Annotated in this window: 17 protein-coding genes; 10 read left to right on the top strand and 7 right to left on the bottom strand. The window is 45.9% G+C overall.

The window, feature by feature from the left end; translation table 11 throughout:
- On the top strand, positions 1–480 hold the full coding sequence (gene rsd / locus Q4549_RS15840; RefSeq protein WP_303553309.1) for a sigma D regulator: 480 nt from the start codon (positions 1–3) through the stop codon (positions 478–480).
- A 97-nt stretch (positions 481–577) separates the two neighbouring features.
- Here the strand turns inward: rsd and fkpA are convergent, their stop codons facing one another.
- Entirely contained in the window at positions 578–1,342 is a 765-nt protein-coding gene (gene fkpA / locus Q4549_RS15845) for an FKBP-type peptidyl-prolyl cis-trans isomerase (protein ID WP_137673788.1), read from the bottom strand.
- Positions 1,343–1,489: 147 nt separating this feature from the next.
- Between fkpA and Q4549_RS15850 the strand changes: the two genes are divergently transcribed.
- Genes Q4549_RS15850 through Q4549_RS15860 form a run of 3 tightly spaced genes read left to right on the top strand, consistent with a single transcriptional unit; the run spans position 1,490 to position 3,207 of the window.
- Positions 1,490–2,467, top strand: coding sequence for a WD40 repeat domain-containing protein (locus tag Q4549_RS15850; protein WP_303553308.1), 978 nt, complete (start codon positions 1,490–1,492; stop codon positions 2,465–2,467).
- Between the two features lie 4 nt (positions 2,468–2,471).
- Positions 2,472–2,693, top strand: coding sequence for a SlyX family protein (locus Q4549_RS15855; RefSeq protein ID WP_137673786.1), 222 nt, complete (start codon positions 2,472–2,474; stop codon positions 2,691–2,693).
- Positions 2,694–2,706: 13 nt separating this feature from the next.
- Positions 2,707–3,207 (top strand): GNAT family N-acetyltransferase, encoded by a 501-nt coding sequence (locus tag Q4549_RS15860; protein WP_303553307.1) that lies wholly within the window; start codon positions 2,707–2,709, stop codon positions 3,205–3,207.
- Between the two features lie 39 nt (positions 3,208–3,246).
- Here Q4549_RS15860 and Q4549_RS15865 read toward each other — a convergent pair whose 3' ends face one another.
- From Q4549_RS15865 to Q4549_RS15885, 5 genes are read right to left on the bottom strand one after another with little or no spacing between them, the layout of a single operon-like run.
- Positions 3,247–4,242, bottom strand: a complete 996-nt coding sequence (locus Q4549_RS15865; protein WP_303553306.1) for a nickel/cobalt transporter — start codon at positions 4,240–4,242, stop codon at positions 3,247–3,249.
- Positions 4,243–4,250: 8 nt separating this feature from the next.
- On the bottom strand, positions 4,251–4,907 hold the full coding sequence (locus Q4549_RS15870) for a DUF1007 family protein (protein WP_303553305.1): 657 nt from the start codon (positions 4,905–4,907) through the stop codon (positions 4,251–4,253).
- A gap of 20 nt (positions 4,908–4,927) precedes the next feature.
- Entirely contained in the window at positions 4,928–5,968 is a 1,041-nt protein-coding gene (locus tag Q4549_RS15875; protein ID WP_303553304.1) for a metal ABC transporter solute-binding protein, Zn/Mn family, read from the bottom strand.
- Complete coding sequence (locus Q4549_RS15880; RefSeq protein ID WP_303553303.1) at positions 5,965–6,861, bottom strand: metal ABC transporter permease; 897 nt, start codon at positions 6,859–6,861, stop codon at positions 5,965–5,967. The genes Q4549_RS15875 and Q4549_RS15880 overlap by 4 nt, the downstream gene beginning before the upstream one ends.
- Before the next feature lies 1 nt (position 6,862).
- Positions 6,863–7,603, bottom strand: coding sequence for a metal ABC transporter ATP-binding protein (locus Q4549_RS15885; RefSeq protein WP_303553302.1), 741 nt, complete (start codon positions 7,601–7,603; stop codon positions 6,863–6,865).
- A 169-nt stretch (positions 7,604–7,772) separates the two neighbouring features.
- On the opposite strand from Q4549_RS15885, the gene folE2 reads away from it, so the two are divergent.
- The 5 genes from folE2 to Q4549_RS15910 all read left to right on the top strand — a co-directional run bounded on the left by folE2 (position 7,773) and on the right by Q4549_RS15910 (position 11,388).
- Entirely contained in the window at positions 7,773–8,726 is a 954-nt protein-coding gene (gene folE2, locus Q4549_RS15890) for a GTP cyclohydrolase FolE2 (RefSeq protein ID WP_303553301.1), read from the top strand.
- Positions 8,726–9,331, top strand: a complete 606-nt coding sequence (locus Q4549_RS15895) for a DUF1826 domain-containing protein (RefSeq protein WP_303553300.1) — start codon at positions 8,726–8,728, stop codon at positions 9,329–9,331. The genes folE2 and Q4549_RS15895 overlap by 1 nt, the downstream gene beginning before the upstream one ends.
- Before the next feature lie 28 nt (positions 9,332–9,359).
- Complete coding sequence (locus Q4549_RS15900) at positions 9,360–9,827, top strand: Fur family transcriptional regulator (protein WP_303515920.1); 468 nt, start codon at positions 9,360–9,362, stop codon at positions 9,825–9,827.
- A 332-nt stretch (positions 9,828–10,159) separates the two neighbouring features.
- Entirely contained in the window at positions 10,160–10,813 is a 654-nt protein-coding gene (locus Q4549_RS15905) for a hypothetical protein (RefSeq protein WP_303553299.1), read from the top strand.
- A 149-nt stretch (positions 10,814–10,962) separates the two neighbouring features.
- Entirely contained in the window at positions 10,963–11,388 is a 426-nt protein-coding gene (locus tag Q4549_RS15910; RefSeq protein ID WP_303553298.1) for a hypothetical protein, read from the top strand.
- A 96-nt stretch (positions 11,389–11,484) separates the two neighbouring features.
- Here the strand turns inward: Q4549_RS15910 and Q4549_RS15915 are convergent, their stop codons facing one another.
- Complete coding sequence (locus Q4549_RS15915; protein WP_303553297.1) at positions 11,485–11,682, bottom strand: YheV family putative zinc ribbon protein; 198 nt, start codon at positions 11,680–11,682, stop codon at positions 11,485–11,487.
- 101 nt (positions 11,683–11,783) lie between these two features.
- Here Q4549_RS15915 and Q4549_RS15920 point away from each other — a divergent pair, with 101 nt between their 5' ends.
- Positions 11,784–13,709, top strand: coding sequence for an ABC transporter ATP-binding protein (locus Q4549_RS15920; protein ID WP_303553295.1), 1,926 nt, complete (start codon positions 11,784–11,786; stop codon positions 13,707–13,709).
- Positions 13,710–13,766: the final 57 nt, after the last annotated feature.

The following is a 13,766-nucleotide window of genomic DNA, read 5'->3' on the forward strand; positions in this document are numbered from 1 at the left end:
ATGCTAAGCAAACTTGAACAAGCTCAAGCCAAATGGGGAGGCGCCAGCCAAGTTATCGATGCTTGGTTAGACGCTAGAAAACAATTGTTAATTGCCTACTGTGAATTAGCAGGTCTACCGCCCTACGACACCACTGAACGCTCGCTACCGCCACTGCCGGCGATTACCCAATTTTGCCAACAGTTAGTTGATTACGCATCAACAGGTCATTTTGAAATCTACGAGCAAATTGTAAGTGAATGCGCCAACGATGGTGATACCAAACCTGGCGAAAGCTTATTACCGCAAATTACCGAAACCACCGACACCGCGCTGGCCTTTAACGACAAGTACGCCGAAGTGAGTGAAGACATCGAGCTCAACAGCTTCGACAGAGACTTATCTCAGTTGGGTCAAGAAATGGAAGAACGCTTCGCAGTAGAAGACGAGTTACTCGACCATTTATACCAGCACAGCCAACAAAGCGCTGCTGCAGAATAAATACTTAAAAAAGGCCTCACAAGAGGCCTTTTTTATTACTTTGCTATAAACAAAAACGCAGCACCTAAGCGCTGCGTTTTTTTGATCAAGCTATTGATTAGCTAGCTGGCGTTTCTGCCGCTGCATCAGCTTTTTCAATTTCCATCAACTCAACTTCAAATACTAAGATTGAGTTAGGTGGAATGCTACCTGCGCCGTTTTCACCGTAACCTAGCTCTGAAGGGATGAAGAATTTGTACTTCGCGCCTTTAGACATAAGTTGAACACCTTCGGTCCAACCTGGAATCACACGGTTTAGTGGGAACGTTGCTGGCTCACCACGGTCGTAAGAGCTATCAAAAGTAGTTCCGTCAGTTAGGGTACCTTTGTAGTGAACAGTTACTGTATCAGCAGCGCTTGGCTTGTCGCCTTCAGCGTCAGTTAATACTTCAAACTGCAGACCAGATTCAGTCACTGAAACGCCTTCGCGAGCAGCGTTATCTGATAAATACTTAGCGCTTTCAGCTTGAGCTGCAGCAGCATCTTCAGCCGTTTTAGCTTCTACCAATCCAGCAAGTTTCTCGTCTAGCGCTTTAAGTGCTAGCTGAATTTCTTCTTCAGACATGGCTACTTCGCCACTTAAACCGTCTTGCATGCCTTTAAGAACTAATGCGTTATCTAATTCAAGACCCAATTCTTTTTGCTGCTCAAGTGTAGTGGCAATGTAACGAGATACAGAAGCACCAATTGCATAGGCTTGCTGTTGACCTTCGTTCTCTAAGGCTACTTGAGCTACCGCTGGAGCTTCAGCTTTCTCTTCCTGACAGCCAGTAACGGCTAAAATCGAGGCGGCCAAAACCGACACGGCAAAATACTTTTTCATTCATTTATCTCCAATTAAGTCGCATTAAATCTGTGGCATAGCGTGCAAGATCATTATGAATAATTAAACACTTAGCCCGCAAAGCCCTTATACTAACCCTATTAGTCAACACAACCTAGTGACAGTTCCGTAAAAAAACGCAAAAAAATGACAATTATTAAGTTATTTGTAATTTATAGCTTTACTCTGCTATTAACCAGTTGTAGCGACGACTCACCTCCTGTTCGCAGCTGGGAGCAAGCTACTGACGGATCTTATGCTGCCGATTTTTCGTCTGACGGCAGCCTCAGTTTGGTCTCTTCTATTCACCATGGTTTAAGCCTGTGGGATGTAAAAGAACAACGTCAGCTATTTCAGTGGGATCATCAAAACCAAGCCAACAACCAAGTCTTTTTGGTTAAAATTGCCGAGGGTAACCGTTATGCCATAAGTGCCAGCCGTGATGATTTTGTGGTGTGGGATATCGCCAGTGGCAGAGCGCTAGGTTATTGGAAGCTCAGTGAATCGAGCATTCGCGACATTGCCTTAACCAGCAATGGTCAGCAAGTTCTGATTGGCTTAGGCGATGGCAAAGTCATCCACCTCGACCTACTCTCTGGCCGTCGCTTAGAGTTTTTAGGTCACAGCGAAAAAATTAACGCAGTGGCGCTATCCGCTAATGGCCGTTACGCCCTCACCGGCGGTAACGATTACCAAGCTCTATTTTGGGATACCCAAACCGCCCAAGTTATTTTGCGTTTTCCGCATCAAGGGCGAGTATCATCGGTCGCTTTAGAGTCTAACGGTAAATACGCGTTTACTGCCGATAACGGCAAGCTAGCCCGAATATGGGCCATTCCAAGCGGCGAGCAAGTTAGTCAGTTAAAACTTACCGCTCGACAAAACATATTTTCATATGTGAGCTTTGCTAATCAAGGCGAGTGGTTACTTACCGGCTCAGCCGCCAGAAAATTAAGCGTTTGGCATGTAGCAAGTGGCCAAGCACTGCAACATTGGCTAGTCACCCCCACCAAAAAAACACGCCCCAAAAGCGCGGTTGTGTATAGTGCGGCGATGCTCGATAATGACCAGCTAGCGAGCGCCAGCTCGAGCGGTTTAGTAGAAGTTTGGGAATTAAAGAAGTAGCGGTATGAATCAGCAAGAATTAGACGGCGTTATTGAACGCCTTGAAACCAAAATAGCCTTTCAAGAAGATACCATCGAGCAGCTAAACCTTGCCCTACAAGATCAACAAAATCAGCTAGAAACGCTACAACATCAGTTTAAGCTTATTCGCGCCAAATTGTTTGAAGGCGATGGCAGCGCAGCCGTCGCCCCTCAAGAGCAAGAAACACCGCCACCGCATTACTAAGTGGAATACTGACATGTCTGTAGCCTTTCGCCTGGCGCTTGAAGCCGACCTTCCTCGCATTGTAGAGATCTACAACTCGATCGTAGCCTCTCGCCAAGTAACAGCCGATACCGAAGAACAAACAGTAGCCTCACGTCTTCAATGGTTTAAGCAGCACCAACATCCCAAGCGCCCTTTATACGTAATAGAACAAGCCGGGGGAGTGGTTGCTTGGTTAAGCTTTAGTGATTTTTATGGTCGCCCAGCTTACCAACATAGCGCCGAAATCAGTCTCTATTTAGCTGAAGACCAGCGCGGTAAAGGCTTAGGCAAACGCTTGTTACTTGCCGCTGAACCCATTGCCCAAGAACTGGGAATAGAAATCCTGTTGGCCTTCATATTTAGTCATAATGTGCCTAGCCTTGCCTTGTTTGAAAAGCTTGGTTATCAAGACTGGGGCCAGCTGCCAAATGTGGCAAGAATGGATCAGCAAGATTATAGCCTGACAATTTTGGGCAAAACCTTAGCTCAATAAACTAACACCAGCCGTATCCAAAAACTGCACATGGTTATTTCACAATATCGGTGAGAATAACAAAGACTGGCTTTTCAGCATAACGAGCCCCACTAAACAAATTAAGCCTGCGGCAGCCAATTTTACACCTAAGCGCAGCACGCGATATTTTTGGCCGGTTAAGGAAACATAACGCTTAGCCAGTCCTCCTCCCGATAATGATAGCCAAGCAAGCAAACCGATCGCTATCGCCGTGCCCAATCCCATTGAAAGCGCACTGACTACTCCCAACCAATAAACATTTAAAGATTTTGCAAATATCAGTGCCATTAGCGCCCCGCTGCATGGCCGCATACCAATACTGACAACAATAGCGAAATAGTCTTTCAAGTTGCTAGCCTCGGTTAATGACGCTGAACTTGCTACATGGCTATGCCCGCATTCACAATCGTTTTTGTGTGGGCTTAACAGTGACGTAAAAGGCACAGTATTGGTCTTAAGCTCTTGGCCTTTAAGCCGTGGCCCAATATTCACCAGATTCAGTTTTTTCTGCGAGCTTCGGTATTGTTTAATGCCCTTCCAAGCCACAATTAGGCCCAGTAATATCATCGCGATATAACTCAACTCAACCAGCCGTTCAGCCTGAATATTAAGTTGGCTAATGCTGCTGTCCATAACAAATAGCAGGGTACTCACCAAGGTGATAGCCACCAGCGCTTGCAGCATAGCCGCAGATAAAGAGAGTTTAAGGCTGGTCTTAAGTTTCGCCGGATGAGTACTCAAGTAACTGGCCATAATCACCTTGCCATGCCCCGGCCCAACTGCGTGTAAAACCCCATAGCTCAGGCTAGCTAAAAAAGTTGTCCACATTGCCTTTGTCGGATGTTGCGATGCCAAGCTCAACAGCTCACTAATGTAGCGACTCAGTTCCATTTGCCAGCGCTTAGATTGCATCCACAGCTGAGGAAATGACAACCACAGATAAATACTGCTTCCGCCCACAACTAACAATAGACAGGCCAATAGCAGCACAGAGCGATGGTGACGGCTCATCATTTACATCCTTACAGTGATTCGCAGGTAATCACGCCCTGCTGAGTAAATAATTTACCTAAAGCGTTATCAGGACTAGCATCGGCAGGCAGCGCCAAGGCATAACTCATTTGTTCTGAACTAGGGCTTGGCTCTATAATTTTTTGACTACACGCCGCTTGTAACTCAATCGCGAGAGCAAGATCGTTTGAATCGCGCCAAGACATATCAATGTAATAGCTGGGATCAAAAACACGGATATCTAAGGTCCCCTGTCCCATTGAAATAGCGTGCATTGAAATAGGCTTTTTGAACGACAGGTAAAAACTAAAACTTACCTTGAGCCCTTCAATAGTAACCCGTTGCATGCTAGCTCCGGCCAACTCGACTGGCTGCTGATTCCAATAAACCTTGGTAAAATAATCAAAATCGCTAATGTTATTCACTAAGTCTTGAGCCATACGGGTTAAAGTTGGCTGGCGATTAACACCGTCTAGATCTTCGCCGTCCAACATATAAGCAGAGGTCATAGGGTCAAATTGCCACACCATGCTTATCCCGTTAATTTGCTGGTTTTTTCCGTCCACATAACTTCGCACATCAATCCATGAATGAGGGTGTGCGCTCACCAATAAGGGCGCCATGCATAGCATGGCAACCCACCACAGCGCTCTATTTGTTTTAAGCACCTTTGGACTCGCTAAAACCGCTACCTAAGCGCATTCACTAAAGTGGAGATGTTATGCTCCATCATTCCTATGTAGGTTCCTGCGGCTTGATCCTCGCTTGCTAAAGCATCGGAATACAGCTCACCGCCAATGTTAACGCCGGTTTCGCGGGCTATTTGCTCGATTAAACGCGGATTAGATACATTTTCTACAAATACGGCTTGGATATTTTGCTGGCGAATTTGTTTGATAATGTTAACCACATCGGCAGCAGACGCTTCTGCTTCGGTACTCATACCCTGTGGAGCAGTAAAGTGAAAACCATAGTCTTTAGCCAAGTAGCCGAAGGCATCATGCGAGGTAATCACATTACGTTTGTTTGCAGGAACCGAAGCCATTTCGGCCGCTAACCGTGCTTGCAGCTGCTTAAGCTGACTAAGGTAACGCGCGGCGTTTTCTTCAAAGTAGGCTCTGTTTTCGGGTGACACCTTTACCAGCGCCGCGAGTATATTGTGAACATAAGTACGCGTATTTATCACACTATGCCAAGCATGTGGGTCAAACTCGCCATGGTGATGAGCGTGATGATCGTCTTTACCCTCGTCATGGTGTTCAGCTTCATCTTCGTGATGTGTTTCGTGTTCATCATGGTGAGTAGCCTCGTCTTCATGATGTGCTTCGTGCTCATCATGGTGTGTAGCCTCACCTTCATGGTGTTCGGATTCATCTTCATGCTCCTCAAGGTGAATCACATCAATGCCATTAGTAGCGGCAAGTGTTAAGCCTTGAAAATCTGCAGCTTCAACTAAGCGCTCCATCCAACCTTCAAAACCCAAACCATTTATCACTAACAGATCAGCATGGGCCACTGCTTGCGCGTCTGCGGGTGAGGGCTGATAAACATGGGCATCTCCGTTCGGCCCGACAAGATTAGTCAGTTCTATTTGCTCTCCCCCTACTTGCTTTACCAAGTCTTTTAGCACACTAAAACTGGTCACTACTTTTACCGGGGCGGCCAAACTAATCGTTGGAAGAAGCACATAGAGAGAGAGTGCAAGGCTGACAATAAAACGGCGAATCATAAGAGCATATCCTTATTGTTATGATTAAAAGAGGAAGTTGGTTTGCCACTGCGGAGTAAACCATCGAGTGGACTAAACACCACAGAAATGAGGTAGCAAGCGGCGAGCAACAGCACAATGCTTGGGCTGGTAGAAAAGCCAAAGTAATAAGACAACAACAGCCCGGCCCAACAGGCAGCAACGCTGAGTAATATCGACAACAGCAACATAGGCTCTAGCTTGCGGGTCCAAAATCGGGCGATACAAGCGGGCAAAATCATTAGGCCTACAGCCATTAGCGTTCCTAGCGCATGGAAACCCGCCACTAAGTTGGCCACAACCAGAAACATAAAGGCCAAATGAGCCACTTTTCCGCTGCTACCAAAGCTATCTAAATAGTCTTTATCAAGCGTTCCCAGTACCAGTGGTCGGTAGATAAGAGTAAACACCACTAAGCTGCAAACACAGGTAATCAATAGCAGTGTTAACGCGGTATCATCCAGCGCTAAGGCGGTGCCAAAAAGAACATGCAAGAGATCGATATTGCTGCCTTTGGCAGAGATGAGTAACACGCCTAAAGCGAGTGAACCCAAATAAAAAGCCGCGAGGGTGCTATCTTCACTGCTTTTAGTTTTAAGCGCTGTAGCGCCGGCTAACATCGCCACCAGTAAACCCGCGACTAAGCCTCCAATGGTCATTGCTACCACCGACAAACCACACAACAAATAAGCCAGGGCTACCCCGGGCAAAATGGCGTGAGCCATCGCGTCGCCAGTTAAACTCAATCGCCGCAACATTAAAAACACCCCAATGGGAGCGGTTCCCAGCGATAAAGTGGCGCAACCCACCAGCGCTCGGCGCATAAATTGGTAATCAATAAAGGGGGCAAACAGTAAGGATATTAAATCAAGCATGTTAGTTCGCCCGCTTTAAGTTTTGACCAACAAACTCAACAACTCTTATCGAGGGCTTCGCCACTGCAGAGTAATGAGGAGTAAGCAGTTCATCACTGCTAGCTTGCACAACCCCACCTTCTTTAAACAACAAACAATGCTCGAAGTGCTGTTTTACTAACTCCAAATCATGTATTGCAGCAACAATAGTCGCGCCGTTTTCTTGGCAACGTTTTAGTTGATCAAGCAGTACCGATACAGTCGCCTCATCTACGCCGTTAAAAGGCTCATCAAGCAGCAATAATTTGCTGCGTTGTAATAACATCCGCGCAAACAAGGCTCGCTGTAATTGCCCGCCCGATAGTTCACTTAACATCTTGGAAGCTAAGTTTTCGATCTCCACCTGAGCCAGTGCCTGTTGCACCTCTTGCTGGTAACGTCGCATCGGTCGCCACCAACCTGTTTTTGCCCATAAACCGGCACTTACAAACTGTTTGAGATTGATAGGGAAACTACGTTCTACGCTACATAGCTGAGGCATGTAGGCAATGTCGTGACGAGGATTGATATGGTAAACCAAGTCACCGCTCAAGGGCTTAATCACGCCTAAAATAGTTTTTAATAACGTGGATTTTCCGGCACCGTTAGGGCCAACCAGCGCCAGCATGCCATTGCTGGGGATAAAGGCTTGCACGTCATTCACTACGGCTTGATTAGCGTGGTGGCCAATAGTCAGCGCATCCATCTCAACAATCGCTTGCATGACCTAAACGGCTCCATAGGTTAATAAGATGAGCAGCGCCGCCACTAACACTAACGAACACAAACGCGCGGCCAAGCCGAGATAATAAAAATGCATAGCTTCATCGCCACCAATACAAATGATATGATATAACGTATCATTCATAAACTTATAATGTAAAGAGAAGAAATTGTTGAGATCCCAACTGCCCGATGTAGCCAGTTCATCGCTAACCACACATCAGCCCTCAATTAGCTGGGTGGGTATGGATGATATTTCGGTACCGGTTTATTTAGATGAGCCAGCAGGCTTAACCCATAGCCACGCCAGTGCCAGTATCGCCGTCGATCTACCTGGCGGCGAGCAAGCTGCGCGGGGAATTCATATGTCGCGGCTTTACTTTTTGCTTAACGAACTGGCTCAGCAACCACTCACTCGCCAATCTCTAGAACACTGTTTGGCGCAAGTATTAAGCAGCCATTCAGACGTTCGATCTACCGCTGCGAGAATAGAATTACAGTTTGAGTTTCTGTTAAAACGCCCTGCCTTAGTCAGCAATAGCCCTGCTGGTTGGCAGCGTTACCCCATCACCTTATCTGCCGAGTTAATACAAGGACAAGCGCTTTCTGTTGCCTTACAGGTCGAACTGCAGTATTCCTCAACCTGCCCTTGCTCTGCCGCCCTTGTCAGAGAAAGTTTAGCCCACCAGTTTTTACAGCACTTTGGCGAAGATAAAACCTTAAGCCCTTCACAAGCCGCAGCCTGGCTTAAACAAAATGGCACCCTTGCCACACCACACAGCCAACGCAGTGTGGCCTTAGTATCACTGCCATTACCCGCGCACTCTAAAGCTTTAGGCTTGGTCAACTTGATTGAACAACTAGAAGCTATTATCGCCACTCCAGTGCAAACCAGCGTAAAACGCGCCGACGAACAAGCCTTTGCCGAACTAAACGGCGAGAACTTAATGTTTGTAGAAGATATTAGCCGACGCCTCACCCAGCAACTTACACCGCTTTATCCCAGTATTGCGATTCAAGTAAGGCATCTCGAAAGCTTACATGCGCATAACGCCTTTGCTCAGGTATCGCCACGCACCTCAACAGTGAAACTACAGCCACAATTTGCTCAAGGAAGCCGATAATGAACATGCCAACCACCACGCCAGTAGTTAATACTGGCGCAACCGCCCAAGCGCTCACTGAGATCTATAGCAGTCAAACTGAGCTAGCAGTGTGGCAGCGCCAGCCTGATCCTCAAGTAGCCGAATACGCTGCCAGCTTGGTAGATGAGCAAAGTACTTTTAGAGGCATTTCTGCCAGGCTCAATACCAACGAAGTAGCAAACTATATCAGTGAAAAACTACCGCCAGGTCCAGGCCGCCAAGCCATGATTGATGACCTAGTGCTAGTGTGCGATATGTTTAGCTGCTTATTCGAACTCGACGTAATTGGTATGCGCTTGGTCAAACTAGAGCAAACTATGTGTCCAAAACTACACTGTGATCAGGTACCATGCCGCTTGCTACTGAGTTACCTAGGCGCAGGCACGCAGTACAGTGTATTGCCCAAAAGCCGCTTAGCCGAGCAGCCCAGCCAACCGCCATTACAAGACCTGCCATTGTTTGCAGTCGCCTTATTAAAAGGGCAAGCTTGGGACGAAGAGAGTGAGCACGGTTTAATGCATCGCTCGCCCACATCAGATGAGGTATACCCTCGTTTATTGCTGAGTTTAGATTTCGCCAGTTAGCCACATTTAACCAGAATTTTGGATGACAATGACCCGACAGAGTGACCAAAGTATCGTAGATAGTGCAACTCACCGTTGCAAAGATTCCGGCGCGCGTTTAACCGTGAAGCGGGAGCAAATTTTGCGGGTATTGCTACAACAGCAAAAGCCAATGTCGGCCTACGAAATACTGGATATTTACAATCAGCAAGCCGAACAAACTATGCCGCCAATGTCGGTATATCGAATCCTTGAGTTTCTTGCCCAACACCAATTGGTTCATCGATTAGAATCTCAAAACAAGTTTGTGGCTTGCTCGCATATTCACGAGCAATGTCATCATCAAGTCTCGCAGTTTTTAATCTGCCAAAATTGCCAAAGCGTTGAAGAAATCACCATTCCCCAGCATTTAATCGACGAAATAGATAATCGCGCGCAACAAGTGGGTTACCACTTACTGAGCCCTCAACTCGAGCTGAGTTGTTTATGTAAGGATTGTAAACAGAGTCAAAACTGACACCTGAAAGGGGTGGATTGAAGCCTACTCAGGGTGAAGCTGTAGGGCTTTAACAAGCAAAGTTCTCACCTCTTCTCCAAGCGCTACTCGCTGCGCTTAAACATTGCTCGGCTTTATCACTTCCCACGACTCCGGCTCGGCGATAACCATAGAGAGAAAGGCTAATCATCACCGATGATTTATTGAGTTTAAGCTTATTATCACTAAAACTATTACGGTATGATTAGACTAGGTTTTTCTTAGGCTTACGAATGTTGCTGCGCACTTTGCTCAGCAAGCTTGCAAAGTCACACTAATAAAATGTTAGCCAGCCAATTAAAGTTCGGAGAGTAATGTTAGAGGTAATAACCCTATTGGGTAAGACAATCGCTGTTATTTCAGCATGCTGGGCTATTGTCTCAGGTATTGGCGCATGGAAACGAGAATTTATAGGAAAGCGAAGAATAGAGCTTGCCGAAGAAACCTTGGCCACCTTTTTTGAAATCAAGGATGCAGTTGCATTTATTCGTAGTCCATTCTCCTCTACCAGAGAGGGTGAAAGTCGGGTTGTGGGTGAACGAGAAAAGCCAGAAGAGACTGAACTACTTAACCGAGGACATATTGTTTTTGAGCGCTATGAAAAGAAGCGTGAGGTATTCATAAGGTTTGAAACACTGAAATACAAATTTATGGCAACTTACGGCTCTGATAGTGAAGAAATATTTAAAGACACTAATAAAACTGTAAACAGTATTTTTGGCTCAGCTCGCCAGTTAGCTACTAGGTATTGGCAACGCCAAGGTAAGGTCGAAATGTCAGAAGCTGAGTTCGAAAAACACCTAGAAAAAATGGAGCAGCATGAGGATATCTTCTGGGACACCTGGGAAGAGGACGATGTAATAAGAAAGCAATTGCAAATTATTCAGTGCAAGCTAGACAGTGTTGTTGAGCCAACATTTGAAGAGCCTATGTCGACCTATAAGATCTTAACTAAGAAACGTTGGTAAACGTTGGTAAACGTTGGTAAACGTTGGTAAACGTTAGACTAACAAGGCACCCAACCCGACACTTCTCTCTTGGAACTTTTGCTCTGCAAAATATCATGCCAAGGTTTCGTGCGGGTTAGCTTAGCGTTATAAATTACAAGGAGGTTACATTGCTTACAACCATAATTGCAGGTGTGACGGTTTTTGTCATAGGGCAGTTCATACTGAAACTGGTTCTAGAACCTGTAGTTTCTTACAGAGAATCCTTGGGTAGTATTTCGGCTTTCTTCCTGCAAAATAGGGCTGCAATAACAAACTTCAACGCAACCAAAGATATGCAGGAAGAGTTAAGAGTTCTAATTGCTACGGTTTTGGCAAAGAAAGAAGCCGTTCCTGCGTATTCAGTAGTTTCACAGCTTCTCTTTCTTATTTCAGACCGCGACCTTATTAATGGTTGCCAAGTTTTAAACTTAGTTGCCTATGAAATGAATTCGCAAACCGCAATGAAGAGAGAACTCGAGGGTTCTATTAGTCTAGAGCGTGAACTCAAAAAGGCTGGTAGCCTTCTAAAGATTAGAGTGGATTTTAGTGATTGATAACAAGAGACTACGGCGCCAATAGCAGATTAAATACATAGCAACAGTTGTAAATTACCTCTACCAGCGAGACTTAACGAACAAAGCATCGCTCAGCTAAGGCTTAAACAAACCAATAATGTCTTGTTCAGTTTTTTCTTCTTGCTGTTTGGGACGTTCGGCATGGTAGTTACAGCTTACGCACTCAATGTGCTCGTGCTCTTCACCGTTCACTTGCTCAACGATTAAACGAATAGAATCTTGCTCTTCACACTCTGGGCATACTGCGCCCGCAATAAAACGATGTTTTGCCATAGTTAACTCTAGTTTGCACTGCCATGTTGCTATGCGACATTAGCCGCATCGGGTATCATAGCGGCATTATTGCACACTTTTAGTAGCACATAGCAACAACCATGATCGTAGCCAACAATATTAGCCTGCAACGCGGCACCAAGTTTCTTTTAGAAGAATCAAACCTCACCATTCACCCCGGCCAAAAAGTGGGTTTAGTGGGACAAAATGGTTGCGGTAAATCATCGCTATTTGCTTTGTTAAAAAACCAACTGCAAGTGGATGCAGGCAACTTAAGCGTGCCAAGCAAGTGGGAAATTTCCAGCGTTGCCCAAGAAACGCCTGAGCTTAAACGCAAAGCCATTGATTACGTGATTGACGGCGACCAAGAGTTTCGCCAACTAGAGCGCGATATTACTGCCGCAGAAGAAGCTGAAAAAGGCGAGCTCATTGCCACCTTGCATACCAAAATGGACACCATAGGTGGTTACCAAATTAAAACCAAAGCCGCTGAGTTACTGGCGGGTTTGGGCTTTAGTGAAGCAGGCCAACAGCAAAGCGTAAGTGACTTTTCGGGTGGTTGGCGAATGCGCTTAAACCTAGCCCAAGCGCTATTGGTTCGCTCCGATCTATTGCTATTGGATGAACCAACCAACCACTTGGATTTAGACACCGTGGTGTGGCTAGAACAGTGGCTTAAGCGCTACCCCGGCACGCTAATTCTGATTTCTCACGATCGTGATTTTCTGGACAACATTATTAATCGCATTGTGCATATTGAGCATCAAAAGCTGAATGAGTACACCGGTGGCTACTCAGACTTTGAGCAGATGCGCGCCATGCACTTGGCTCAGCAACAAGCCATGTACGAGAAGCAACAGCGCGAGCGTGCGCATATGCAAGGTTTTGTAGACCGTTTTCGTTACAAGGCCAGTAAAGCCAAGCAAGCACAAAGCCGCTTAAAAGCGCTTGAAAAAATGGAAGTGATTAGCCAAGCCCACGTAGATTCGCAGTTTAGCTTTCAGTTTAGAGAGCCAGACAACCTGCCCCTACCCTTGCTTACCATGGAAAAAGTGAGCGCCGGTTATGAAGATAAAACCATTCTTGAACAAGTTAAGTTTAACTTGGTGCCTGGCAGCCGTATTGGTTTGTTAGGCCGCAACGGCGCGGGTAAATCTACTTTTATTAAACTGCTTTCTGGTGAGCTAAAAGCGCTGGCCGGCAATGTAGAAATAAACAAAATGGCTAAAGTGGGTTACTTTGCCCAACACCAATTAGAAACCCTACGCCCAGACGATACGCCGATGCAGCATTTGCAACGCTTGGCCCCTAATACTACCGAGGCCGAATTACGCAAATACTTAGGCAGTTTTGGTTTCCAAGGCGATCAAGCTCTAGAGAAGGTAGCGCCGTTTAGTGGTGGCGAAAAAGCCCGTTTGGTATTGGCCTTAGTAGTTTGGCAAAAGCCTAACTTGTTGCTACTTGATGAACCTACCAACCACTTAGATTTAGAAATGCGTCACGCACTCACTTTGGCGTTGCAAGAGTTTACCGGTGCAATGATTATTGTATCGCACGACCGAGCATTACTGCGCGCCACAACTGATGAATTTTACTTGGTAGACAGCCAGCGAGTCTCGCCTTTTGAGGGTGACTTAGACGATTACCAACAATGGCTAAGCCAAGCCAACCGACAGATAAACAGCAACGGTACAGAAAGTAGCGCTACTGGCGCAAACCCGGTGAATCAACGTAAAGAACAAAAACGTCGCGAAGCCGAATTTCGCCAGCAAACAAAAGGCATTCGTAAGCAATTAGAAAGCCTTGAAAAAAGCAGCGCTAAAGCCCAGCAACGTTTAGACGAAGTAGAACAAAAAATGGCTGAACCAGAACTGTATGAAGCCGATAACAAAGCACAACTGCAAAAGTGTTTACAACAACAAGCAGAACTTAAGAGCGAACTAGAAGAAACTGAACTAAGCTGGTTTGACCTGCAAGAGCAACTAGAAGAGCAGCAACAAGCCTTTGGTATAGAGCAGGAAAACTAAGTTTACTTGATCTCTTTAGTTACTCAGGTAATGCTACTAACAACAGAACTATTAATA

This window comes from Agarivorans sp. 2_MG-2023, assembly GCF_030548085.1.
In the GTDB taxonomy this organism is placed as follows: Bacteria; Pseudomonadota; Gammaproteobacteria; order Enterobacterales; family Celerinatantimonadaceae; genus Agarivorans.